The sequence below is a fragment of the Bacteroides sp. CAG:189 genome, from assembly GCF_000432295.1.
Taxonomy (GTDB): Bacteria; Bacteroidota; Bacteroidia; order Bacteroidales; family Bacteroidaceae; genus Bacteroides; species Bacteroides salyersiae.
The window spans coordinates 1,500-27,792 of sequence record NZ_HF991104.1 but is presented as its reverse complement, the minus strand read 5'-3'; the positions used below and the strand labels follow the sequence as shown (position 1 = coordinate 27,792).

The 26,293-nt window shown below is 41.8% G+C and carries 24 protein-coding genes; 10 read left to right on the top strand and 14 right to left on the bottom strand.

From position 1 onward, the window contains the following. Positions 1 to 1,493 (top strand): FG-GAP repeat domain-containing protein (locus QVP90_RS14415; RefSeq protein WP_288204627.1); only part of this gene is annotated, 1,493 nt, incomplete at its 5' end. A 33-nt stretch (positions 1,494 to 1,526) separates the two neighbouring features. On the opposite strand, the gene QVP90_RS14410 is transcribed toward QVP90_RS14415, so the two are convergent. Next, entirely contained in the window at positions 1,527 to 2,342 is an 816-nt protein-coding gene (locus tag QVP90_RS14410) for a helix-turn-helix domain-containing protein (protein WP_264380947.1), read from the bottom strand. A gap of 112 nt (positions 2,343 to 2,454) precedes the next feature. Here QVP90_RS14410 and QVP90_RS14405 point away from each other — a divergent pair, with 112 nt between their 5' ends. Next, positions 2,455 to 3,111, top strand: coding sequence for a YczE/YyaS/YitT family protein (locus QVP90_RS14405; protein WP_025819234.1), 657 nt, complete (start codon positions 2,455 to 2,457; stop codon positions 3,109 to 3,111). Positions 3,112 to 3,143: 32 nt separating this feature from the next. Here QVP90_RS14405 and QVP90_RS14400 read toward each other — a convergent pair whose 3' ends face one another. From QVP90_RS14400 to QVP90_RS14360, 9 genes are all read right to left on the bottom strand, one after another. Then, on the bottom strand, positions 3,144 to 3,356 hold the full coding sequence (locus QVP90_RS14400) for a helix-turn-helix domain-containing protein (RefSeq protein WP_005928752.1): 213 nt from the start codon (positions 3,354 to 3,356) through the stop codon (positions 3,144 to 3,146). A 23-nt stretch (positions 3,357 to 3,379) separates the two neighbouring features. Continuing rightward, positions 3,380 to 4,027, bottom strand: a complete 648-nt coding sequence (locus tag QVP90_RS14395) for a DUF2975 domain-containing protein (RefSeq protein ID WP_005928749.1) — start codon at positions 4,025 to 4,027, stop codon at positions 3,380 to 3,382. 11 nt (positions 4,028 to 4,038) lie between these two features. Further along, positions 4,039 to 4,689, bottom strand: a complete 651-nt coding sequence (locus tag QVP90_RS14390; protein WP_005928746.1) for a DUF2975 domain-containing protein — start codon at positions 4,687 to 4,689, stop codon at positions 4,039 to 4,041. 5 nt (positions 4,690 to 4,694) lie between these two features. Next, complete coding sequence (locus QVP90_RS14385; protein WP_005928742.1) at positions 4,695 to 5,513, bottom strand: CPBP family intramembrane glutamic endopeptidase; 819 nt, start codon at positions 5,511 to 5,513, stop codon at positions 4,695 to 4,697. Positions 5,514 to 5,550: 37 nt separating this feature from the next. Then, positions 5,551 to 6,057 (bottom strand): DUF3836 domain-containing protein, encoded by a 507-nt coding sequence (locus QVP90_RS14380; RefSeq protein WP_021936824.1) that lies wholly within the window; start codon positions 6,055 to 6,057, stop codon positions 5,551 to 5,553. 598 nt (positions 6,058 to 6,655) lie between these two features. Then, positions 6,656 to 7,579 (bottom strand): bifunctional riboflavin kinase/FAD synthetase, encoded by a 924-nt coding sequence (locus QVP90_RS14375; RefSeq protein WP_021936823.1) that lies wholly within the window; start codon positions 7,577 to 7,579, stop codon positions 6,656 to 6,658. A 7-nt stretch (positions 7,580 to 7,586) separates the two neighbouring features. After that, on the bottom strand, positions 7,587 to 8,213 hold the full coding sequence (locus QVP90_RS14370; RefSeq protein ID WP_021936822.1) for an HAD family hydrolase: 627 nt from the start codon (positions 8,211 to 8,213) through the stop codon (positions 7,587 to 7,589). A 3-nt stretch (positions 8,214 to 8,216) separates the two neighbouring features. Next, positions 8,217 to 10,901 carry a calcium-translocating P-type ATPase, PMCA-type gene (locus QVP90_RS14365; protein ID WP_005928733.1) on the bottom strand — a complete coding sequence of 895 codons (2,685 nt, stop codon included), beginning with the start codon at positions 10,899 to 10,901 and terminating at the stop codon, positions 8,217 to 8,219. Between the two features lie 80 nt (positions 10,902 to 10,981). Then, positions 10,982 to 11,548: a hypothetical protein gene (locus QVP90_RS14360; protein WP_021936821.1), complete on the bottom strand. Its 567-nt coding sequence runs from the start codon at positions 11,546 to 11,548 to the stop codon at positions 10,982 to 10,984. A gap of 138 nt (positions 11,549 to 11,686) precedes the next feature. Between QVP90_RS14360 and rd the strand changes: the two genes are divergently transcribed. Further along, positions 11,687 to 11,848, top strand: coding sequence for a rubredoxin (gene rd, locus QVP90_RS14355; RefSeq protein ID WP_005928729.1), 162 nt, complete (start codon positions 11,687 to 11,689; stop codon positions 11,846 to 11,848). A gap of 81 nt (positions 11,849 to 11,929) precedes the next feature. On the opposite strand, the gene QVP90_RS14350 is transcribed toward rd, so the two are convergent. Next, positions 11,930 to 13,627: a Na/Pi cotransporter family protein gene (locus QVP90_RS14350; protein ID WP_005928727.1), complete on the bottom strand. Its 1,698-nt coding sequence runs from the start codon at positions 13,625 to 13,627 to the stop codon at positions 11,930 to 11,932. 154 nt (positions 13,628 to 13,781) lie between these two features. On the opposite strand from QVP90_RS14350, the gene QVP90_RS14345 reads away from it, so the two are divergent. Then, on the top strand, positions 13,782 to 15,455 hold the full coding sequence (locus tag QVP90_RS14345; protein WP_021936820.1) for a nucleoside kinase: 1,674 nt from the start codon (positions 13,782 to 13,784) through the stop codon (positions 15,453 to 15,455). A 117-nt stretch (positions 15,456 to 15,572) separates the two neighbouring features. Further along, positions 15,573 to 17,126 carry a sensor histidine kinase gene (locus QVP90_RS14340; protein ID WP_005928720.1) on the top strand — a complete coding sequence of 518 codons (1,554 nt, stop codon included), beginning with the start codon at positions 15,573 to 15,575 and terminating at the stop codon, positions 17,124 to 17,126. 100 nt (positions 17,127 to 17,226) lie between these two features. On the opposite strand, the gene QVP90_RS14335 is transcribed toward QVP90_RS14340, so the two are convergent. Further along, positions 17,227 to 18,597, bottom strand: coding sequence for an aminopeptidase P family protein (locus QVP90_RS14335; protein WP_005928717.1), 1,371 nt, complete (start codon positions 18,595 to 18,597; stop codon positions 17,227 to 17,229). A gap of 144 nt (positions 18,598 to 18,741) precedes the next feature. On the opposite strand from QVP90_RS14335, the gene rpoN reads away from it, so the two are divergent. The 5 genes from rpoN (at position 18,742) to QVP90_RS14310 (ending at position 23,943) form a co-directional block, all read left to right on the top strand. Continuing rightward, positions 18,742 to 20,223, top strand: coding sequence for an RNA polymerase factor sigma-54 (gene rpoN, locus QVP90_RS14330; protein WP_005928714.1), 1,482 nt, complete (start codon positions 18,742 to 18,744; stop codon positions 20,221 to 20,223). A 35-nt stretch (positions 20,224 to 20,258) separates the two neighbouring features. Then, the gene (locus tag QVP90_RS14325; protein WP_005928710.1) at positions 20,259 to 20,936 is read left to right on the top strand and encodes a hypothetical protein; all 678 of its coding nucleotides are present in this window, start codon (positions 20,259 to 20,261) and stop codon (positions 20,934 to 20,936) included. 26 nt (positions 20,937 to 20,962) lie between these two features. After that, the gene (gcvH, locus tag QVP90_RS14320; protein WP_005928705.1) at positions 20,963 to 21,343 is read left to right on the top strand and encodes a glycine cleavage system protein GcvH; all 381 of its coding nucleotides are present in this window, start codon (positions 20,963 to 20,965) and stop codon (positions 21,341 to 21,343) included. 123 nt (positions 21,344 to 21,466) lie between these two features. After that, positions 21,467 to 21,976 (top strand): 5-(carboxyamino)imidazole ribonucleotide mutase, encoded by a 510-nt coding sequence (purE, locus tag QVP90_RS14315; RefSeq protein WP_005928702.1) that lies wholly within the window; start codon positions 21,467 to 21,469, stop codon positions 21,974 to 21,976. Positions 21,977 to 22,095: 119 nt separating this feature from the next. Further along, entirely contained in the window at positions 22,096 to 23,943 is a 1,848-nt protein-coding gene (locus QVP90_RS14310; protein ID WP_007479874.1) for a 4-hydroxy-3-methylbut-2-en-1-yl diphosphate synthase, read from the top strand. A 68-nt stretch (positions 23,944 to 24,011) separates the two neighbouring features. On the opposite strand, the gene QVP90_RS14305 is transcribed toward QVP90_RS14310, so the two are convergent. Together QVP90_RS14305 and QVP90_RS14300 are read right to left on the bottom strand one after the other, a co-directional pair. Further along, positions 24,012 to 24,782 carry a prolyl oligopeptidase family serine peptidase gene (locus tag QVP90_RS14305; RefSeq protein ID WP_005928696.1) on the bottom strand — a complete coding sequence of 257 codons (771 nt, stop codon included), beginning with the start codon at positions 24,780 to 24,782 and terminating at the stop codon, positions 24,012 to 24,014. Positions 24,783 to 24,965: 183 nt separating this feature from the next. Further along, a partial coding sequence (locus tag QVP90_RS14300; RefSeq protein ID WP_288204617.1) for a S41 family peptidase occupies positions 24,966 to 26,293 on the bottom strand: 1,328 nt, incomplete at its 5' end.

The window sequence follows — 26,293 nt, the reverse complement described above, 5'->3', positions numbered from 1 at the left end:
CGGTTCAGCAAGAAATAGACGAATTGGGCATCGGAGAAAGCGAAGGCCAACACCGGGGATATTTCTGTGCAGCCGGCGACTATGACAATGATGGCTGGACAGATTTATTCATGACCGGCTGGGCGCGTAAAGACGAAAGCTGGCACGTCATTCTATACCGGAATAATCAGGGAACCTTCGAAGAGGTACAAAATCCGGTAGGAGAAAACGGTGAAGGGATCGAGCCTTTCAAGACAATCACAACCGGTTCTATCTACTTGAGTGACTTAAACAAAGACGGTTATCTCGACCTCATTGTCTCCGGAAACGATCAGACCAATGGCTGGGTGGCTACAACTACCATCTACTTTAATAATGGTGACGGAACTTTCCGCGAAACAACCCAACAAGGCTTCTTTGAAGGACAAAAAAGCGGTACCACCTTTACCGCAGATGTCAATAACGACGGCTATCCGGATATTCTGGAGTTTGGAGACTTTAAAAACAGCGAAACAGAAACTCAAAACACCATCGGTAACCTATATATCAACAATGGTGACGGAACTTTTGCCGAACCTTTAAAAACCGAAGTGACTCAGTTGTTGGCAGCCAGAGCCGTACCGGCTGTAGGTGACATCAATAACGATGGAAAAATCGACATTATGATTCAGTGTGGCTGGTCATCGACAGACGGACAGACCGAAACAGAATATTCACTTACCAACCTGTATTACAACAACGGAGACAATAGTTTTACCCGTGAATACCTGAATGACAATGTTAACTCTCACGAATCCGATGTTAACTTCGTTGATTTCAACCATGACGGTGCTTTGGACTACTCTATCAGTGGATGGGGACCGAAAGAACCTAACTGGTTCAACCGGGTCGTTCCTAACAATCTGACCAGCGATCTGGCCATGAACGAAGCTCCGAAGTTCGTGAATGATGCAGATGTGCAAGTAAAAGAAGAAGATTCCGACGTAATCATCTCTTGGGGAAGTGCAACAGATGATACCACTCCGGCAGAAGCAATCCGTTACAATATATACATCAAAGCCAAAAAAGCGGATGAATTCGGAACTACCTATACATATACCTATGTTCCTGCCAACATTGAAACCAATCTTCAACTCGGAAACACCACTTATGACTCCAAAGTAAGCGCGCGTTTAATCAACGGTCAGCAAATCCGCATGAAAGGTTTCAATACTACCGATTATGAATTTGCCGTGCAGCCGGTAGATAACGGTAATCTTGGCGGCAAATTTGTCGTGGCAAGTTCCAAGGATACCGGCATCAAACAAGCTCAAGCCGTAAACGCAAAAGTATATGCTGCCAATGGTAAAATCATCATCGAAAGCGATATTTGTGCAGACTATACAATCGTTACAACCGATGGCAAACCGGTGGCAAACGGTACATGCAATCAGAAAGCCGACGAAACGGTAAACAACGGCATCTATATTGTAAAAGTAGCCGGTACTATGCACAAAGTGTGCGTACTGCCTTAATCCGGCACATTAACCTATTGACACATTGGCACATTATTTTCTCAACTGTGAAGGCGCTATATGATACCGCTCTTTAAATTTTCGGGAAAAATGTGCCAATGTTTCAAAACCCAACTCCCAATAAATATCCGATGGTTTCAGATTTTCTTCCGTTATCTTCTGATAAGCCACTTCAAGCCGTTTAGCTATTAACCATTTATTGGGTGTGGTACCGAAAAGCCGTACAAACTCCCGACGGAAAGTGGAAAGACTCCTGCCGGAAAACTCGGCAAAATGTTCCAAAGGTGCATTAAACATATAATTTGCATTCATAAACTCCACCAAATCTTTCTGAATATCCAGTTGACCGGAAAAAAGAGCCGAAACAATTTCCTTATCTATAAAAGTCAACAGATGCAGACATTCTTCTAACTTCAACTCAACCAGCTTTTTATCGGGCTTTACCTCCTCATCCGCATAAACAGCCAAGGAAGAAAAGAGAGCTTTCAGCAGAGTATTCTCACCGATCTTCCGAAAATAAAATGAAGTAGAGCAGGAATACACGGGAATCAAATTATTCTGCGCATATGTTTTCAGAAACTTTTCTGTAAGATTCAAACATAACAAACGAAAACGGCCGCTTTTTCCGGGTAATATCCGTATTTTTGAAAATCCACCACGATTTACAAACAAATAATCTCCCTCCTTCGCGGTAAGTGTCTCCCCACAGCAAGACAAGGTAATCGTTCCGCCTTCCGCTACCTTTATCAGCTTATAATTGCGTTCGTACAACTCTTTCTGTGTCAGCTTGTCATAACACACAAAATAGAAAGGTTCTTCTGATTTTCGAAATTCACGCTGTTGATTCATACCGGCAAAGGTAACAAATCTGACTCTCACAGACAACAAACTTTGAAACTTAGCGATAAATTTACCAAAGAAGAATTGCTTAATTTTGCCGCCGAAAAGAAAAGTAATAAAGATGTCAAAAAAAGAAACGGTAAGAAGATACACACTATTCACCATCGGACTATTCACAAATGCAGTAGGTATCAGTTTAATTATCAAAGCAGGTCTCGGTTCCTCTCCCATTTCCAGTTTACCCTACACCATCAGCTTAGGATTCCCTGTCACTTTGGGAACATTGACTTTTATCCTGAATCTGCTCCTCATAACGGGACAAATGCTATTATTAAAAAAAGATTTCCAGAAAAAGCAATGGCTACAGCTCCCCATTTCCGTCCTTTTCGGCTTTTTCATAGACATATCCATGCTTATGCTGTCATGGGTCGTGCCCGAATTTTATCTTTGGAAAATAACAACTCTGGTCTTGGGCTGTATCATCTTGGGGTTAGGGGTAAGTCTGGAAGTAATAGCCAATGTGGTAATGCTATCCGGAGAAGCATTCGTACATGCAATCTCACAGAAAAAGAAGAAAGAATTCGGATGGGTAAAAATAGGTTTTGACTGCACGTTAATGACACTGGCATGCATCACATCGCTGCTATTGTCCGGTGGAGTGACGGGAGTACGCGAAGGCACCATCATTGCGGCATTACTTGTCGGGATAGTAGCCCGGTACTTCAACCATAAGCTGACTTTCCTGCAGAAAAGGCTTCCTGATCCGGTTCATCTGTAAACTAAATTGCACCGAACAGGAAGCCCCTCCTTTTATTCGTCGCCTTCCTTATACTCCAAAATATCTCCCGGTTGGCAATCCAACTCCTTACAAATAGCTTCAAGCGTAGAAAACCGGATCGCTTTTGCCTTACCGGTTTTCAAGATCGAAAGATTAGCAGGTGTAATATCCACCTTTTCCGCCAACTCGCCCAAAGAGATTTTTCTTCGGGCCATCATAATATCAAGGTTTACTATTATAGCCATAATTTCTTTATTTTCAGTTTAGGTCAAATGGTCAGTTCCTGTTCCTCTTGCAACTTCACACCCAATGCAAAAATCTCGGCGAAAAGCAACATCAGGAACATATCACTCCAGCTTATAGCAAATTCATAATTGCTTATCACATATCCGGGCACTGTAGTCTGACTGGCTATACAATGATATACCAACCAATCATACAATGAGATGAAGGCCAAAGAGCCATTGATAGTATATACGAATATGCGCAATCTACGCGCATTTTTCCGCGTAAATATTTCATGCTTAAATACAGAAATCAACAATTTAATAAAGTTGACAGCCCCCCAAATAAGCAACGGAAGAATCGGCAAAAACAAAATTCCGAAAAGCCCCATCCACCAGGGAACCCACCCGCAAGCGATCACTTTCTTCACTGCGTAAGGGGTCTGCACGTCAAAACGGGTGTTTTGTACAGAATCTAAAGTCAATTGATCATCAGCCGGCATTATATTCAGTTCCTGCACAAACTTTGTCCCAATCTGACTTCCTGTTTCCACCTGTTCTTGTATCAGTTCCGTTCTCTTTTCTACCAAAGTACGCGGATTGGTATGTCCCCACATATCAATAAATGCAGTTACCATTTCTACCGCCATAAATAATAATGTAAAAAAAGCTAAAAAACTAATTCTTTTCATAACCTCTTTCTTTAAATAGTCAAATCCTGCTCCTCTTTCATCTTCAATCCGATAGCGAAGACCTCACCAACGATCAATGCAACCAGCCCCAGGACTAAAGTCAATTTAGAAACAAGACCGGACAAATTCACTGAATAACCGGATATAGAAAATACCCCCGATAACTCATAAGCGGAAATATAAGCAGGAAAAGCCGAACAAATAAAATTAAGAATGAGTATAGCCCCTAACCAACGAAGCCGCCGGACATTCTTCCAATCAAATATTCTGGACTTATTGATGGCAATAATCAATTTGGCAAAAAATACCACAGAGAAGATCATGGTGAAAATCCCTATAAAGTTACACATCATGGTGATAAACTTCAGCCAAATATTGACAGGTGTATTCACACTCACAACCAGTTTACCATAAATAGCCGGAACGAACTCGCCCATTTTCTCATTATAAACCGAATCTTTCAAGTTTGCAAAGTTATCCGGAAACAAGGCAATGCTCTTCATATTATTCGTCTTCTGAAACTGCTCCTTGTTGTCAACATGGTTCATACCCGCCCGAAAGCCATCTACAAACGCACTACTAATGTAGTAAGCGGACTCGAATACCGAGTAGCAGAATACCAGCATCACCAATAAACAAAGTATATTCAATCTTTTTTTCATGGCTATCAATCGTTATCAGTCAATATTTCTATGTCAGTATCTTTTTTCCAGGGATAAGATATCGTGGTCCGTTTCATCAGCCAATAACATCCAACCAATAATACAACAGCCACGCAAGTAATTATCAAACTGGCCGTTCCTCCAACAAGAGCATCCATATCATCCACGCCGGGATATTTTATATTAAGATATACCGAAATACTATTATTCAATATGTGCATCAGAATACAAGGCAGCAAACTGGCCGTTTTATAATACACCCACGCCAACAAAAGCCCGATGAGAAATGCAGCAACCACCTGTATCGGATTGATATGGAAAATGCCGAATATAAATGCGGAAATCAGAATTGCTTTTGCTGGATCGTACTGCTTCAACAAGGCTTTGGTGATAGCACCGCGAAACAACAGTTCTTCAAGAACAGGCCCTGCCACGGCGATAGCCAAGATACCTCCCCAACCGGATTGCAGAATATCGAAAGTCTGCTCCATTATGTTGGGCAACCACTCCATATGAGAAATTAATGTAGAAACCAGCCATGAACATGAGAGAAGACTAACAACACTCAGTCCCAAATAAGAAGGGGATACCGCAGACCAGGTTGTTTTCTCTTTACTTATATAGCCTGCTTTCCAAAGATAGATTACCATCAACAGGATTCCCGTCATCTGTGCCGGAATAATGATCATCTGCATCAGCGAATCTTTGTCTACCGCACCGGTAGTGGCCAGCAAATAAATTATACAAGGGACAACCATCAACATCGGTGCCAAAATCTGTAGAAATCCAAAGTAAATAAGGACTAATTGTATAGCAGTTTTCATCTCATTCTGTATTTAAAGGAGTACAAAGATAATTGTTTTAATTCATACTGTCAGCTTCCAATGCCAGATAATCCCCGCACAATAAGTATTGATCGGCTTCCCAATTTTCCTCTACCGGATTCCATTTATAAAGCACATATGACAGAATATCATTTTCAAAACCTCTGTTATATACGGCTTTCTGGCAGTTTAATGAAAAATCCTGCGTTTGGTTATCCCATGCCGCATACTCTACAATAGAATTATTTCCCGACTCGGACATACTGATCAAGTAATAAGGTACCCATTTCCGTTCACTTGCATTCCAACGGTATGCTTTCTTCGTCTCCTTATTGCCTTTTGTTTCCTTATTATATTCGTATTTAAGTTTCGGAGTCAGATACTTTCCACTTTTGTCAAGAGTATACACGGTTTCCGAATTTTCACTCTTATCATAAATAAACTTTGAAGAGGTCTGTGCATTAATTGCAGAGCTACACAAAAACAGGGCTAACATTGAGATGGATACAACCAACATCGAGATACTCATAAATGACTTTTTCATAAGACTATATTTTTAATTGTTATTCAATGATTATTTATCGTTTTTCGATATGCAAAGAAAGATATATTTTTTAAACCCACAAAGTAAATCGATAAAAAATTATCGAAAAACAATAAAAAAAGTGCGTTTTTCGATATTTTCCACCTGTTTTTCGATAATCATACGAAAAATATGAGTTTTACGAGGTGGGAAAAGGGAATACCAACCCGAAAAATGATCCGCAGAGAGAGTAACTGACAACAGCAATTCAGTTCCAAATACAGTATATGAAAACAGTCATTAGTCGTTTGTAACTATTTAACATCAATCACTCACTCCTAAAAGAAAAGTAAGAAGGTATTCGGCAATGAAAAATACGAACAGAAGAGTAGATATACAACACATTAGTTATCAACATATTAATCACTCATACTTTTCCCCATAGAGAAAAAGAGTGAAACTCGTAGAGAAAGAGGTCGTTTCTCTACGAGGAACAGTTCAAAACTCTACGACCAATAAGAGGTCTATTTATAAAATACAACAAAAAGTACAGCAAGCAGAAAAAGCCTGCTCCTATCATGTAAGAAAAAGTCCAAAAAAAATAAAAGAATGACAATAGTTACAGCAATAATGCCTCTACAGTTGCCGCATCCTTATGAAGCTGTTCGATAAGTGCATCTATCCCATCGAATTTCATTTCAGAACGGATACGTTGTACAAAAGAGATACGGATAAACTTATCATAAATATCAGAATGAAAATGAAGAATATGTACCTCGATACTCCGGTTCATACCATTATCAAGAGTAGGCCGATGTCCGATATTCAACATTCCGGCATAAATACGGCCATCAAAACTGACATGAACTGCATATACACCATCTGCCGGTATAAGTTTATCCGGATCGTCCACATTCAGATTAGCAGTAGGAAAACCGATCTTACGTCCTACCTGATATCCTCCCACAACGATACCATCCAGAAAATAATCATATCCAAGACAACGGTTTGCCATGCTCACATCTCCTAAATGCAAATAATCGCGTATGGCGGAAGAGCTGATATGAAGACCATTATATATGTACGCGCGCGCGAGGATAACCTGCATCCCAATCGCTTCACCATAACGACGATACTCTTCGAACCCCTCACTGCGATTATGACCGAAGCGATGATCATAGCCAATCACGAGTGCCTCTACCCGATAACGTTCCTTCAAGATATCGGCCATGAATTCTCTGGCGGTAAGTTGTGAAACCGCCGGAGTAAAATCGAGCATGATACAGTAATCGACCCCGGTTTCAGAAAGCAATGCTGTTTTCTCATCCAAGGTGGTCAGTAACTCCGGACTATAGTCCATCTTCATCACTTTACGGGGATGAACAGGAAAAGTAATCAATGCCGAACGCATTCCACGAGCAGCCGCCACCTCTTTCACCTGTTCGATCAGGAAACGGTGTCCGGCATGTACTCCATCAAAGAATCCGATGGTAGCTACACAAGGTTCGGGCAATATATCCGGTATATCACTAATAATCTGCATCAGTAAGTTATCTCTTCAAGTTAAAAATAAAACTCCAGTCTTCACCGGCCTGCGGTGTATAGGTAGAAATACCTAATTTCTGTGCCGCCTGACAGTTTGCTTCGGAATCATCTATAAAAAAAGTCTCTTTCGGGTCGATATTGGCATCAGCAAGCACCGTCTCGAATATCTCCGCATCGGGCTTCACCATCCTCATTTCAAATGAGAGATATATTTTTTCAAAATAATCTTCCACCCGGAAGCCCCGATAAGGAAAGGCATGCTCGCAAGACCACCTCCAATGTATCTCATTGGTATTGCTCAGAAGATAAACGACATATTTTTCACGAAGTTTCAGCAACAAATCGAGTTTATAAGTCGGTACATCCACCAAAAAAGAGTTCCATGCCTCATCAATCTGCTGATCGGTCAACGACTTTGACGCCATCTCCCGAATGCTGTCCCGGAATTCCGCAGAAGTGATCAATCCCTTTTCCTGCTGCATAAAAATCCCTTGCTGATGATAGACATTCAATAGTTCATCTACATTTTGCAGGCCCAGTTTCCTAAAATTCTCTATACAACGCTGACGATCGAGATTGATCAAGACACCGCCAAAATCAATAAGAAGGTTTTTAATTCCTTTAGCTTTCATTCCTTATTTATGTATTAAACGCTGAACGAAACGAATAAGTTCTCCCACCCATAAAACAAGTGACGAAGCCCCTATTATCACTAACCACGTTTGCCAATCGAGCGGTTCCGTACGGAACACAGCTCCACCGAACTGCACAATGAGAATCTGACCACCCAAAATGGCAATCACAATCAATTCCATTCCATAAGACTTGGTAAGTCCTTTGAAAGCAGAGTCGTTCGTTCCAAATACACGGGCATTGAACAGGTTCCAGAATTGCAACATGACAAAGAAAGTAAAGAAAATAGTAAGCCGGTGTACCGTCATTCCACTTTCAGCATTCGTAAAATAGTAAATCATTCCCATCAATACGATCAAAAAGACAGTACCGACTCCGAATATGTTGTATCGCATCGCTTTGCTGATAATAAAATCAGTGCTACGACGCGGCTTTTCATTCATTACATCCTCACTGGGCGGAATCGAAGCAAGAGCCAGAGCAGCAAAAGTATCCATAATAAGGTTCACCCACAGCATTTGAGTTACGGTCAAAGGCAAGGCTGTCCCCACGAACGATCCGAGCAGCACAATGAGCAACGCCACAAAATTGATGGTAAGCTGGAATACGATAAAACGCTGAATGTTTTTATAAAGCGAACGTCCCCACATAACGGCGGTTCCAATGCTATTGAACGAATCATCCAGCAATGTAATATCACTGGCCTCTTTGGCAACGGAAGTTCCCGTACCCATTGAAAGTCCTACCTGCGCATGATTCAAAGCAGGTGCATCGTTTGTTCCGTCACCGGTTACGGCAACAACGGCTCCTTTTTGCTGAAGCAGTTGTACCAAACGCTGTTTATCGGTAGGCCGGGCACGGGACATTATTTTCAAGTCCATCACCCGATCCAAAGCCTCCTCATCCGTGAGATCTGCAAATGCAGTGCCCGTAATTCGATTACGCTCCGTATCTTCCGGTTTCCAAAGTCCGATCTGCCGAGCTATTTCCGTAGCGGTACCCGGAGTATCACCTGTCACTATCTTAACATCGATGCCTGCCGATTGACATTTTGCCACAGCAGCAGGTACATCAGGGCGGATCGGATCGGAAATGGCAACCACTCCCAAGAAGTTCAGGTCATTTTCCGCAACCAATGCCACACAATCATCCGGAGCATGATCGTCCACTATTTTAAAAGCAAAACCCAAAGTACGCATCGCCATATTCTGATACCCTAACAACTGTTCTTCCACAGTGGAACGATATTCCGTTGCATCTATCCGTTTGCCATCGAGCACCACCTCTTTACATTTTCCCAACACGATCTCAGGCGCACCTTTTATATACAATACCTTCTTCCCGATGAGAGGAGACTGTACCAATGTTGCCATAAATTTACGCTCGGTAGAAAAAGTAAGCTGGTCCAACACACCAGCTTGTTCACGCAACTCCAAATAATTACGGTGTTGAGAATTCAGCCACAGCAACAACGCGACTTCTGTCGGATTACCGACACCTTTCGGCTTGCCACCATCGTCCGTTTCTTCAAGAAAAGCCGTAGAGTTGACACTGATTCCCTCCATTACCAACTTACTGATATCGTCATCCGAAAGGATACCTCTCTCTTTCAATGCATAGAAACCGGGCTCGTACACCTGCATCAAATTTTGTGTCAATGTACCGGTCTTATCCGTACAGATAACGGTAATAGCTCCCATTGTTTCACAAGCATGCATTTTGCGTACAAGATTATTAGTAGAAAGCATACGCCGCATATTCAATGCCAAGCTAAGGGTAACACTCATCGGAAGCCCCTCGGGGACAGCAACAACAATCAGCGTTACGGCCATCATAAAATATTTCAATACAATCTGGGCGATGGCCATGTAATGGTGCCACCCGCTAATCTCATTCGCCGAAATATATTGGTACAAATCTTTGGAAACAAAAACAATAAAAGTAGCGGCAGCTACCGTAAAGCCTATCTTGCCAATCAGTTTAGCCAGTTTAGTCAACTGTATATTCAAAGGAGTAGGCTCCCCGCTCTGTTCCGTACTTTGGCGGGCTACTTTCCCAATCTCAGTGGCATCTCCTACCTGAAGCACTTTCATCATACCATGTCCATCGACTACCGTCGTACCGCGCATCACCCTATTGGAAGCATACGTAGCCTCTTCATCAAAATCGGCTTTGATAATCGTTTTATTAATAACCGGTTCACCCGTCAAGTTCGATTCATTGACTTGCAATGAGATAGCTTCTATCAGTTCACCATCAGCAGGAATCTCTTCTCCGGTTTCGAGTACTACTATATCCCCCACAACCACATCCTTACGGGGAATCTCCTGAATCTTTCCGTTCCGAATCACCTTTACCAAGGTTTCTTCATTGACAGCATTCAGCAAGTCAAATTTCTTGTTCGCATCATACTCAAAAAAGAAACCGATACCAGTAGCCAGCAAAATAGCAGCTATGATACCGATGGTTTCTGCATACTCATTCTCTATGATTGAGATAATCAATGAAAAAACAGCAGCCACAAGTAATACGCGTACAACAGGGTCTTCAAATTTTTCCAGATAGAGTTTCCAGAGGGAAGGGCGCTTAGGAGGTGTCAATAAGTTTACACCATTTTTTTCTCTACTTTGTAAAACCTCACTATCTGTAAGGCCTAAATGATAATAATCATCGTTCTTTGCAGTCATTCAGATACATACGTTAAGTTTAAGTCACAAAAATACAACATTAAATTGGTATAGAATGTTTATTAGTTTTTTTTAAGGAGTCAGTTCTCTTTGCTTCTCAATTGCTGCAAAGCATGTTCGGCACGCTTTTGACGAGTAATATCATGTACAGTAATAACCATCCGGTCCTCGCCATTCAATAAAAGATAGTTTCCCGAAACAATTGTATCACACTCTATCGATTCGTAATTAGAAGTATAGATGTTCAAAATAACTTCCAAGTCGGTAAAATTTGCTTTCTTATCAAAAGCACTTTGAATAGCACAACGCACAGGGCAAGTACCACAAAGTTCGTGTGTACCGCATCCGCCCGATGCAGACAAAGCATTACGGCATTGTAGCAAATCACCGACTTTCTTTTCAGCCGATCCTTTTCTGGTTCCGGTACGCCTGTAATAATTTGTATTCAATACAGTGAAGCTTGAATCGATCAACAATACAAAAGCATGTACGCTTCTCAATACCGCCCCTGCAATATAACTTGTCTTTTTCAATTCATCCGCCTCTTTCTGCAATGCCCGGCGTGTCTGCATCCACTTTCTTCTCTCCCAAAGGAAAGCGATTAAAAGAACTAAACATAAAGTAATTAAGAAGATTTCTATAACCATAATTCTTTTAATAGCTGATTGTTACACCTATCTTGTGACAAAGATACTTATTTTTATCAGATAAAAAAGAAAGCTCGATGAACAATATCCGGTTTTTCTCCGTTATATTATATGGTAAACTATTAAAAAATAAAACATATGAAGTACATTTGCACTGTATGCGAATACATTTACGACCCAGAATTGGGCGATCCGGAAAGTGGTATTGAACCAGGTACAGCCTTCGAAGACATTCCAGATGATTGGGTATGTCCGCTCTGTGGGGTAGGAAAAGAAGATTTCGAACCGTACGAAGGGTAATTGAAAGGGAGATGTGAGATGGGAGAATTGAGAAGTAGCTGCGCTATTATGCTGCATAGCAATTCTCCCATCTCCCTTTATTTATGATGCTTTTTTCTCCTTCACATCACTGCTTGCTTCTACTACATTGACTACATAGTCTCCAAGCTTTTCGCATTCTGCAATAATGTCCATGTAATAAACACCCATCTGATAATCGTATTCCTTATTATTGACATCCAAAATGTTCTGGTTCTTCAATTGGTTACGATAATTATTTATTTCATTTTCGATGTTAAACGATTTATTGACATCGATGCTGTGATGTTCCGGTTTTTCTACGACAACAATCATTTGTTCCAAAGCATCGTTTGTGAGTTTCATCATAAAATGGATATGTTCATACTGCTTTTCGGTAAAGTCCTGATTGGTCTGTCGCTTACGATTGATTGTACGCGCCAGATTATAGCAACTATCACCAATACTTTCAATCTCCGTTACTTCACGAAGCATGGCACGTATCTGCAATTTACTTTCCGAACTTAAACGTCCTTCGGAAACCTGATTCAGATAGTTAGCTATTTCCAATTCCATATTATCGCTAATATTTTCATACTTCTCTACACGGCTGAACACTTTATTAAAATCATCATCCTTATCCGTATGGAGAAGATCCTGTACCATGCCAAACATCCGATGCGTCCGTTCTGCAAAAAGATGAATCTCCTTACGGGCCTGGAGAATAGAAAGTTCTGCCGTAGAAAGCATACCGCCGGTAATGAATCGCAAACGCGGTTCTTCATCCTCCTCTTTCGGACGGATAATAGCACACACCGTACGTTCTATTAATTTTACCCCCCATATCAATAAACAAACGTTGCATATATTAAAGATAGAGTGGAAAGCGGACAACTTATAAGAGATAGCGACTTCTGCGCTTCCCGGATGGAAGAAAGTATCGACTACCCAATTAACAAAAGTCATAAACGGATGGAAAATAATCAATACCCAGATAACGCCGAACACATTGAATACCAAGTGCGCCAACGCTGCCCGTTTGGCCTGCGAATTGGCAGTAAGAGCAGCCAGATTAGCGGTAATAGTAGTACCGATATTCTCACCCAACACCAATGCCGCTCCAAGTTCGAGACTAATCCAACCATTAGCACACATTATCAAAGTAATAGCCATGGTTGCCGCAGAAGCCTGTACAATCATTGTCAATATCGTACCGATAAAAAGGAACAGGAGCACAGAGAAAAAACCCATATCCGTATAATTCTGTACAAAAGCCAACATATCGGGGTTAGCATTCAGATCGGGAGCATTACTTTTTAAATAAGCAAGTCCCATGAAAAGGAAAGAAAAGCCAAAAATAAATTCACCGACAGACTTGCGGTTACTTTTTCCGGAAAAGATAAGTGGAAGTGCAATGGCCAGAAGCGGGAGAGCAAAAGCAGACATATCGACTTTAAAACCAAATATGGAAATGATCCAGGCAGTAACCGTAGTACCGATATTAGCTCCCATAATCACACTGATAGACTCGGTTAGAGTCAACAACCCGGCATTTACGAAACTAACCACCATTACTGTTGTTGCCGACGAGGATTGGATAAGGGCGGTTATTAGCACTCCTGTTAAAACGCCTGTTACCCGATTGGTGGTCATTGCTGTCAGAATACTTCGTAATCTGTCACCTGCGACTTTTTGTAAGCCCTCGCTCATTATTTTCATTCCATAAAGGAAAAGCCCTAATGAACCGATGAGCTTTAAAAAATCATAAAAAGAATATTCCATCTATAATTATTTTAATAGTTGTTTGTTCTCTAACCGATTATGTCTATATTTATCCAATTCTATTTTAACCCCTTAAAAAGCCAAAATGAAACAGATGTTACAAATATATTGCAAAAATAAATTTAACGTATTAATCACCTAAAAAGGAGACGTCATGAAACACATGTTACAAATTTGTTGCAAAAATAATAATATTTCTAAAGAATTCCCCATCGGGAGTTCACTTTTGGATATTTATTACGGTTTTAATCTTAATTTTCCCTATCAGGTTGTTAGCGCCAAGGTAAATAATCGTTCCGAAGGTCTCAACTTCCGTGTCTATAACAACAAAGATGTAGACTTTCTCGATGTAAGAGATTCTTCCGGAATGCGCACCTATGTGCGTTCGCTTTGCTTTGTATTATACAAAGCTGTCAGCGAATTGTTTCCCGATGGTAAACTTTTCGTGGAGCATCCCGTATCAAAAGGATACTTCTGTAACCTCCGCATCGGCCGTGCCATCACATTGGAAGATGTATCGCTCATCAAAAAAAGGATGCAGGAGATTATTGCCGAAAACATTCCCTACCACCGTATCGAATGCCATACTGCGGAAGCCGTACGCATTTTCAGCGAGCACGGGATGAATGACAAGGTTAAATTACTGGAAACCTCCGGTTCATTATACACCTATTATTATACGTTAGGTGATACCATCGATTATTATTATGGGAATCTGTTACCCAGTACCGGTTTTATCAAATTGTTCGATCTGGTAAAATATTACGATGGACTGCTATTACGTATTCCCAACAAAGAAAATCCGGAAATACTCGAAGAAGTAGTAAAGCAGGAAAAAATGCTCGACGTATTTAAAGAGTATCTGAACTGGAGCAACATCATGGGACTGAACAACGCCGGTGACTTTAACATGGCCTGTGAAGAAGGACATGCCACCGACCTGATCAATGTAGCAGAAGCACTGCAAGAAAAGAAAATTGCCCAAATAGCCGATACGATCTTCCATCGTGGAGAAAACGGTGACCGTATAAAATTAGTACTGATAGCCGGACCGTCTTCGTCGGGAAAGACCACTTTCAGCAAGCGTCTCTCTATCCAACTGATGACAAACGGCTTAAAGCCTTATCCGATTTCATTGGACAATTACTTTGTTGACCGCGAAAAAACTCCCCGCGATGAAAATGGAAACTATGACTATGAATCCTTATACGCCCTCGATCTGGATCTGTTCAACCGGCAACTTCAAGCATTACTCCGCGGAGAAGAAGTCGAGTTGCCGCGATTCAACTTCAACATCGGAAAAAAGGAGTACAAAGGGGACAAGCTAAAAATAGACGAACATACCATTTTAATATTGGAAGGTATTCACGCACTCAATCCGGAACTGACTCCACATATTCCGAGTGAGAATAAATTCAAAATATATGTATCGGCACTGACCACCATTTCACTGGATGACCATAACTGGATTCCTACGACAGACAACCGCCTGCTACGGCGCATCATTCGTGATTTTAATTATCGCGGATATTCGGCGCAGGAAACAATCTCTCGTTGGCCCAGTGTACGTGCCGGCGAAGATAAATGGATATTCCCTTATCAGGAAAATGCCGACGTAATGTTCAATTCCGCCCTACTTTTTGAATTTGCAGTACTGAGGCTTCATGCCGAGCCTATCCTTATGGGAGTACCACGAAATTGTCCGGAATATTGTGAAGCGTACCGGTTATTAAAATTCATAAAATATTTCACTCCCGTACAAGATAAAGAAATTCCACCAACCTCTTTGTTAAGGGAATTTTTAGGAGGAAGCAGCTTTAAATATTAACAAAGCATCATCAGGATTATCTGTAATTACAGATAATCCTGTTTTTTAATTCGTTTTCCTGCCTTAAATAATATATTTATCCTATTTTTGTGTCGGTTATAAACAAACAATATAAAGATGAAAACACCCATAGTCATCATTGCCATAATGCTCTGTTTCAATGTACTCTCTCAAGCGCAAACAACTCCAAACAGAGGACAAGAGTTAAAAGAACAAGCTCAAAACAGTCTGAGTCAGAAAGATTATATCAAAGCACGCTATCTTTTCAAGAAAGCCTATGAAGCATTTGCTGCCCGGGAAGACTATCCACAAGCCATCGAATGCGGCATAAAAGCCAACGGGCTCTATATCCGGGAAAATTTCTACAAAGAAGGGTTCGAACTCTGCCGTAGCATGGATCAACTGGTCTGGGCCGGCGAGCAGAAAACTAAAAAAACGCTGTACGACCTGCGTTTTCTAATCACCAAAGAGCGTCTGCAAATGTATATTGCACTGAAAAATCCTGCACAAGCCAAACTCCAACTCGACAAGTTGGAAGAAACAGCCAAGCTTGCTAAAAACGATTCGATCAATGAAGATCTTCTTTATACAAAGACCAATTACTATTACACTTTCGGACTGAATACACAAGGAGATGCATGTTTTCGGAAGCTCATCCTCCAATACAAAGAAAAGAAAAACTATGAGAAGGTGGACGAATGTTATAAAAATCTGATATCCATAGCCCGTAAAGCAAATAATGCTGCACTGATGGGACGTACCTACGAAAACTATATTGTATGGACAGATTCGGTAAAAGCACTTACCGCCCAAGATGAACTGAATGTATTGAAAAGAAAATATGATGAAAGCCTGCAAACGATACAAGATAAAGATGATACACTATCGACCAAACAGTATGTTATCATAGGACTTTGTACCCTCGCAGCCATTCTCGTCGCCGCATTGGTACTTTTAGCATTCGTATTGCTACGTTTCATGGCTGGCAACCGAAAACTAAAAAAGAACATTCAAATAGCCAATGAACACAACGAATTGAAGACTCAATTTATCCAAAATATATCTTCGCAAATGGAACCGACCTTGAATACCCTGTCGGCCTCGGCAAACGGTTTGTCCGCGATAGCAGCGCAACAGTCCCGGCAGATACAGACTCAAGTAGGAGCATTGAAGAAATTCAGTGACGACATTCAAGAACTCTCTTCTCTTGAGAGTTCTTTAACCGAACCTTATGAAATGAACGAAATCAACGCAAATACTTTCTGTGAAGAAATAATGGAGAAGGCTAAAAACAATATAAAAGCAGACATTACGACTTCAGTAAATGCACCCAAACTACAAGTAAAAGCAAATAAAGAACAATTGGAACGCATCCTTCTCCATCTGTTGCAAAATGCCGCCTACTATACGGAAGAAGGACGTATCAGTCTCGACTTTAAAAAACGCGGTGCACATACCCATCAGTTTATCGTAACGGATACCGGTACAGGCATTCCGGCAGAGCAACAAGAAACAATCTTCAAACCTTTCACGGAAGTAAAAGACCTCACTCTGGGTGACGGATTGGGGTTACCCATTTGCTCACTTATTGCCACAAAGATGAACGGCAGTCTGACATTGGATAATAGTTATACAAAGGGAAGCCGGTTTATACTGGAACTACACGGGTAATAAAGGGAGAATGGAAATGGGAGAAGTGGCTGCGCTATCATGTTGCATAGCACTTCTCCCATCTCCATTCTCCCATCTCCCTTTATTACATCCTCTGCCTTTATACCGCTTCCACCTCTTCCGGTGTCAACGGAATCTTTTTACCTAATCGCCGGGCGCCGGTTTCGGTAATCAAATAATCTTCTTCATTACGTATACCGCCGAAATCCTTATAAGTCTCCACTTTATCATAATTGATAAAATCAGTAAATTTCTTTTCCGCTTTCCACATATCGATCAATTCGGGGATAAAGTAAATACCCGGCTCCACAGTATGCACAAAGCCCGGTTCCAAAGGAACGGCCAAACGTTGTGATTTACGCCCGAACTGCGTACTCTTCGGCTCGCCGTTATAGCCTACCCAGATTTCACCTAAATTTTCCATATCATGCACGTCCAACCCCATCATATGTCCCAATCCATGCGGATAAAACAAGGCATGAGCACCTTCCTGTACCGCATCGGCAGCATTGCCTTTCATCAAGCCAAGCCCTTTCAACCCTTCTACCAGCACACGGGCAGACAATTCATATACATCCATATACGGGATGCCCGGACGAAGCGCTTTCACCGACTCCAAATGCATTGCGTTCTGCACCTCGTACACTTCACGCTGACGAGTAGTGAATTTCTTATCGGCAGGAATAGTAGATGACATATCACCGGCATATCCCGATTCTACCTCTGCACCGGCATCAATCAAAAATAAATCACCCGATTTCACTTTATTCCCGTGATAATGGTTGTGCAATGTTTGTCCGTTAATTGTAGCAATTGTGGCAAAGGACAGTTCACAATTATTTGCCTCCGCTACCCGATTCATTTCCGCCACCACTTCATATTCATACATTCCCGGACGAAGAACTCGCATAGCAGTAATATGCATATCGGCAGTAACATCACACGCCTTTTCTATTTCGACTATTTCTTCGGCAGATTTATAATTCCGTTGGGCTATTACGGCACGGATAAATGGGATAGAACCTTCCTGACGCGCAGGCGGTATGCCCAACCAGTCCATCAGCTTCAATTTATGTTCGGCACGATAAGGGGGTAAATAATGAATAGCCTTGCCTTTCTGAACACACTTATGCAGATAATTCATAATTTCCGCAGACGGTAAGGTCTGTGTCACTCCTACCCGCTCACTTTTCTCCTTCAAAGTAGGCTGAACTCCCATCCATACAATGTCATCAATCGTCAGTTCATCACCGAAAATAATCTCTTTATCATCATCAATATCAATAATGGCAGAAAGCCCGGCAAACGGTAAGCCGAAATAATAAAGGAAAGTAGAATCCTGACGGTAACGGAACGTGTTACTCTCATAATTCAACCCATAGTCGTCATTACCAAGAAATAACAATACCCCGGAGCCTAATTTCTTTTTTAGCAGGGCTCGTCGCTGCACATACGTCTCTTTGCCAAACATAATGTTCTATTTTTTAAGTTAATGCAACAAAGATAGAGAATTTAGCGTTATACAAATAAAAATAATCTTCATAATATGTGTAATCTGTGGTGAAAAAGCTACTTTTGTAGCGAGAAATAACCAAATATAGAAAACAAAAATTGTATGGCACAAGGTTCCCGTCAAATACAATCCCAGGCGCAGCAACAGATACAAACGCTTTCTCCGCAGCAGATTCTGGTAGTAAAACTGCTGGAGCTTCCTGCCGTAGAACTGGAAGATCGTGTACATGCCGAGCTACTGGAGAATCCGGCACTTGAAGAAGGAAAAGAAGAATCCTCCTCCGATGAACTGGGCGAAAGCAATGCTGCAGATAGCGAAACAGAAGGCGACAGCAATGACTATGATTCTTTAAGTGACTACTTGAACGAAGACGATATCCCCGATTATAAATTACAGGAAAACAACCGTTCGAAAGGCGAACAAGCGGAAGAAATTCCCTTTTCCGATGCTACCTCTTTTTATGAAATACTGAAAGAGCAATTGCGCGAGCGTAATCTCACGGAACACCAACGTGAACTGACAGAATACCTTATCGGATCACTGGACGACGATGGTTTGCTCCGCAAATCACTTGAAAGCATCAGTGACGAATTGGCGATTTACGCCGGTATCGATGCCACAGAAGAAGAACTGGAAGACGCCCTGCATATTATTCAGAGTTTCGACCCACCCGGATTGGGTGCACGAAATCTTCAGGAATGCCTGCTGATACAACTTCGCCGAAAAATAAAGAAAGGAAAACCCAACGGGTTACTGATGATGGAAATAAGAATTATCCAAGATCATTATGAAGAATTCACCCGTAAACACTGGGATAAAATTATAAAAAAACTCTGCTGTGATGAAGAGTATTTCAATGCTGCCATTGCGGAAATTACGAAACTAAATCCGCGCCCCGGTGCCTCTTTAGGAGAAGCCATCGGACGTAACTTGCAACAAATCGTTCCCGACTTCATCGTAGACACTTATGACGACGGCAGTATCAATGTCAGCCTCAACAACCGGAATGTACCGGAACTTCGCATGAGCCGTGATTTCACGGAGATGGTGGAAGAACATACGAAAAACAGAGCCAATCAATCCAAAGAGGCCAAAGAAGCCATGATGTTTCTAAAGCAAAAAATGGATGCAGCCCAAGGATTTATCGACGCCGTCAAGCAACGGCAGAATACATTGATGACCACCATGCAGGCTATCATCGACCTGCAACGGCCGTTCTTCCTTGAAGGAGACGAATCATTGCTTCGCCCCATGATTCTGAAAGACGTTGCTGAGCGTACAGGGTTGGATATCTCGACCATTTCACGTGTCAGCAACAGTAAATACGTACAAACTAATTTCGGAATTTACCCGTTAAAATTTTTCTTCAGTGACGGATATACCACTGAAGATGGTGAAGAGATGTCTGTCCGTGAAATACGTAAAATATTAAAAGAATGTATCGACAACGAAGATAAAAAGAAACCGTTGACAGACGACGAGCTGGCAGATATCCTGAAAGAAAAAGGATATCCAATCGCAAGACGTACCGTAGCCAAATACCGGCAACAATTGAATATACCGGTAGCAAGGCTGAGGAAATAATGAAGAATTAATAATTAAAATCAAAGGCCCGTCGTATGGGAGAAGTGAATGTAGAACAACATATTATTGCAGATAAAACGCTTATCAGAACAGCACAGGTTACATCATGGATACTGACCCCGTTCTCTATCCCCTTTTTAGCCTTTTTGGTTCTTTTCCTGTTTTCTTACCTGCGTATTATGCCTTTACAATACAAGCTAATTGTATTGGGAATCGTATATTGTTTCACCATACTGATGCCTACCATCACCATTTTCCTGTTTCGTAAGATTAACGGATTTGCCTTACAGGAACTAAGCGAACGTAAAAAACGCTACATACCTTTTACACTCACCATCATCTCATATGTTTTCTGCCTGCTGATGATGCATAAGTTGAATATCCCCTGGTATATGACCGGCATTATACTGGCTGCACTGGTCGTACAGATCATTTGCATCATCGTCAATCTGAGATGGAAGTTGAGTGAACATATGGCCGGTATAGGTGGAATTATCGGTGGATTAATCTCATTCAGCGAACTCTTCGGATATAACCCGGTATGGTGGCTATGTTTGTTTATTCTGGTTGCCGGAGTATTGGGATCGGCACGAATCATACTACGGCATCATTCATTGGGTGAAGTATTATCCGGCTTTGCCGTCGGACTGATATGTGCATTACTTGTACTGCATCCGCTAAGTAATGTATTGTTTCGAATCTTTTTATTTTAAATATAAATTCTTAAAAACTAATTATTATGAACTTCCCACAAAATTTAAAGTACACCAACGAACACGAATGGATTCGTGTAGAAGGTGACATCGCTTATGTAGGTATCACTGATTACGCACAAGAACAATTAGGTGATATCGTATTCGTTGACATCCCGACGGTAGGCGAAACACTGGAAGCAAATGAAACTTTCGGTACGATTGAAGTGGTAAAAACCATCTCCGACCTTTTCTTGCCGGTAGCCGGTGAAGTGCTCGAACAGAACGAGAGTCTTGAAGAAAACCCGGAATTGGTAAATAAAGACCCTTACGGCGAAGGTTGGCTCATCAAAATGAAACCTGCCGATATAAAAGACATCGACGACTTGCTGGATGCGGAAGCATATAAAGCGGTAGTTAATGGATAAGACCTGGTAAATAGTAATATAAATAGTGATAAATGATTAGTGATAAGTGATTAATGACTACACAGCTATACTTTTACTAATCAGAATGCCAAATTTAGAATCATTAAATTTTTAAATAAAATCATGACTCCAATTGTAAGTATCATCATGGGTAGCACATCCGACCTTCCTGTTATGGAGAAGGCGGCACAACTGCTCAATGATTTGCATGTGCCGTTCGAAATGAACGCCCTCTCTGCCCATCGCACTCCTGAGGCAGTAGAAGAATTTGCCAAGAATGCCCGTTCACGCGGTATAAAAGTAATCATTGCCGCTGCTGGCATGGCGGCTGCACTTCCGGGGGTAATCGCTGCCAATACGACTCTTCCGGTTATCGGTGTACCTATTAAAGGTTCCGTACTCGATGGTGTAGATGCGCTCTATTCTATCATCCAGATGCCTCCCGGAATACCGGTAGCAACCGTAGCAATCAACGGGGCAATGAATGCAGCTATCTTGGCTGTACAGATGTTAGCTTTGGGCGATACAGAACTTGCAAACACTTTTGCGACTTACAAAGAAGGCTTGAAAAAGAAAATTGTAAAAGCCAATGAGGAACTGAAAGAAGTTAAGTTTGAATATAAAACCAATTAAATTTACGATTGAACGATTTGCAATTTACTGTTTAGCTGCATGACAGCCGCATGTTTGTCGCAGCCGCAAGATGTAAATCGCAACGGTTCAAAGGGTAAATAATAAATAGCAAACAGTAAATGGAAAGGGATTTATTCAATTACTCCCGCAGAGAGACATCAGAAGTAAATATCGGGGCCGTCCCATTGGGCGGCCCCCATCCTATCCGCATTCAGTCGATGACAAACACATCGACACAAGATACGGAAGCATGCGTAGAGCAAGCCAAACGTATCGTAGATGCAGGTGGAGAATATGTCCGTCTCACAACGCAGGGTATCAAAGAGGCGGAAAATCTGATGAATATCAATATCGGCTTGCGCAGTCAGGGATACATGGTACCATTGGTAGCCGACGTACACTTCAACCCCAAAGTAGCCGATGTGGCGGCACAATATGCCGAAAAGGTACGCATCAATCCGGGAAACTACGTTGACCCGGGACGTACTTTCAAACAACTGGAATATACGGATGAAGAGTATGCCCAGGAATTGCAGAAAATCCGTGACCGCTTTGTTCCTTTTCTAAATATCTGCAAAGAGAATCGTACGGCTATCCGTATCGGAGTAAATCATGGTTCGTTGTCCGACCGTATCATGTCCCGTTATGGTGATACCCCCGAAGGTATGGTAGAGTCGTGTATGGAGTTTCTACGAATCTGTGTAGAAGAACAATTTCACGACGTAGTAATTTCCATCAAAGCATCCAACACTGTGGTAATGGTTAAAACGGTCCGCCTGCTGGTAACTGTTATGGAAAAAGAGGGAATGGCATTCCCATTGCATTTAGGCGTTACCGAAGCCGGAGATGGAGAAGACGGACGTATCAAATCGGCCTTGGGCATCGGTGCCCTGTTGGCAGATGGATTAGGAGATACGATTCGCGTGTCGCTCAGTGAAGAACCGGAAGCAGAAATTCCGGTTGCACGTAAATTAGTCGATTATATCACTGCCCGTCACGAACACCCCTATATTCCCGGTATAGAAGCAACCGGATTCAATTACGTGTCTCCTTCCCGGAGAAAGACAAATGCCATCCGTAATATAGGCGGTGATCACCTCCCTGTTGTTCTGGCTGACCGCATGGATGGTAACACAGAAGTAAATCCGCAATTTACTCCCGATTATATCTATGCAGGAAGAGAACTTCCGGCCGAACGTGAAGCCAATGTCGAGTACATTTTGGATGCAGATGTATGGGAGGGCGAGACAGGGACATGGCCGGCATTCAATCATGCCCAGCTTCCATTGATAGGCATGTGTCAGTCAGAACTGAAATTTCTGTTTATGCCTTATATGGCACAGACCGATGAAGTGATCGCCTGTCTCAAAATACATCCGGAAGTCGTCATTATTTCTCAAAGTAATCATCCCAACCGGGTAGGTGAACACCGCGCACTGATACACCAGTTAATGTCCGAAGGACTGAAAAATCCAGTAATCTTCTTCCAGCACTATCAGGAAGAAGTTGCTGAAGACCTGCAAATAAAGGCCGCCGCTGATATGGGGGCATTAATATTCGACGGTTTATGCGACGGTATTTTCCTTTTCAACCAAGGTTCACTAAGCCATGCCGTAATAGATGCTACTGCCTTTGGGATCTTGCAGGCAGGACGTATCCGTACCTCCAAGACAGAATACATTTCTTGTCCGGGATGCGGACGTACCTTATTCAATTTGCAGCATACCATTGCCCGTATTAAAGAAGCCACCTCACACTTGAAAGGTTTAAAAATAGGAATTATGGGTTGCATCGTTAATGGTCCTGGAGAAATGGCAGATGCCGATTACGGATATGTCGGAGCCGGACGGGGAAAAGTCAGCCTATACAAGCGCAAGGAGTGTATAGAGAAAAATATTCCGGAAGAAGAAGCCGTGGAAAAATTGATCGAGCTAATCAAAAGGAACAACGATTATACGGAGAAATAATCACCAGATACATAAAACAAGGACGCGCCCCCAAGAACTCTCTCAGGAACGCGTCCTTGTTTTTATTCTTATTTCTTCTTTTGGCTAAACAGCCAATCCATAAATCCCGGATAATTAAATGCCGGAGTCCAACTATCATGACCACATCCCGGAAATTCAATGTATTCCACATCAGCACCGGCCGCCTTTAATGCTCTATAAGCCATACGGGAACCTTCTACCGTTACTACATTGTCCGCATCTCCATGAAATATACGAAATCTCACTCCTTTAGCGTTTGCCAACCGGATTGGATGGACCGTACCGCAAATAGGAATAGCTGCCGCAAACACCTCCGGAAAGCGGATAGCCATGTCATATGTCCCCATTCCTCCCATTGAAAGCCCTATAATATAAATACGGTTCTTATCGATTTGTGGCAAAGCCAAATAAGTATCCAATAACTCCTTCAATGATTTGAATATCGGAGATATGTCCTGTACCACAGGCATCTCTGCCGGGAAAAACGAGGCCGGACGGGATGTATATGCCCAATAAGCATCTGCCGGACACTGCGGGATTAAAACAAAAGCCGGATATTTTTCACGGTTCACCGGATTAAGAAACATCTGTGCACCATGTGTAAGCTGCTTTTCATTGTCACTTCCCCGTTCTCCGGCACCATGCAGAAAAAGAACAAGCGGATATTTACTACCGGCTTGTTCATTTTCCGGTCGTAACAGACGGTATGACAATGAATCACCGAAAGAAGAAACAAATTCTTTCTTTTGATAATTCTCTTGTGCCCAGCTTGAAACAGTTAACAGACACAGCAAGTAAAAACTAAAAATCTTTCGCATATATTCTTCTATCTAATTGAAAATTAAACGTAAAGATACACTATATTCATCAAATAACCATATTACAGATATTACTCCATAAAAAAAAGAGCACATATTCTGTACTCTTTTATAAATTCCACTATATTTCAATATACCGGTTGGGAAAATAGCGCAAGCAACCGGTACATTGACATATTATTCTCATTCTTTTTTTGCAGTAACGGCAGTTACACTCAATATCTGTTGATAACGTTCCGGATTCGTCAAAACCTTAACAGCCTCATCCAAGTCTTTATCGTCCTTCAACTGCTGAATGATTGCACCTTCTTGGTAATAATAGCGCTTAATTATTTCTTCGGCGATCATCTTCTTTATATCTTTAGAAAAATAATCAAGATCGCGATCCAGATTGTGCTTAAGCTTATTCTCCAATGCCTTGAATTCATCAGAAGCGTCTTTCATATAGCCCTCAAATTCGGCTGCTTCTTTCAGAGTATTTAAAATCTTCTCACTTTGTTGGTCATACTTGAAATCCGCCCCTTTCACCTTATTCTTAAATTCTTCGTAATCAGCATCCGTCAACTCAAATTCTTTTGCCGAAGCAATGGCCGGATGTTTGAGACAATAGTCCGTTGCATAATCAAAAATCAAATTATCACGTACCAGATAGAACAAAATATTGGGTAACCGTTCCTGCTTCACTTCAATATCGGGACTTACTCCGCCCCCATCCCGCACTTCACGTCCGGCAGCTGTATGAAAGACTGTTGTCAAACTATCGGGAATACGTGCCACACTGCCATCTTCATTACGATGTGCATAATCTATAGCCTGCACACACCTACCACTGGGAATATAATATTTGGAAGTAGTGATCTTCAAATTACCGCCATAGGGCAAAGAACGGGGCACCTGTACCAGACCTTTTCCATAAGTACGATTACCCACAATGACAGCACGATCAAGATCCTGCAATGATCCGGAAAGAATTTCCGAAGAAGAAGCCGTACCGCTATTTACCAACACTGCAATCGGAATATCGGTATCCAACGGCTCGCGTAGAGTTTTATAGGTATTACTTGCCTGCTTGATTTTACCCTTTGTTGTCACAATCGTTTTACCACGCGGCACAAACATATTCACAATCTCCACCGCCTGATCCAGCAAACCACCGCCATTATTACGCAAATCGATCACCAATGAAGTAATTCCTTGTTTCTTCAAATCAAGAAAAGCTTTCTTGAAATCTTTTGAAGGGTTTCCAGAAAAACTACTAAGGTTAATATAGCCGACCTGGCCGTCCATGACTCCATAATAAGGAATAGTCGGCATCTGAATAGAGCGACGTACAATATTAAATTCGAGTGGTTCTTTTACACCGGGACGTTGTACTTTCAGTTTAAAACTGGTACCTACCTGTCCACGAAGCAGCGTGCCCACATCCGAATTCCCTTTCAAATCCTTTCCATCGATCTCTAACAATAAATCTCCGGCTTTGAGTCCACTCTCTGCTGCCGGCATTCCTTCAT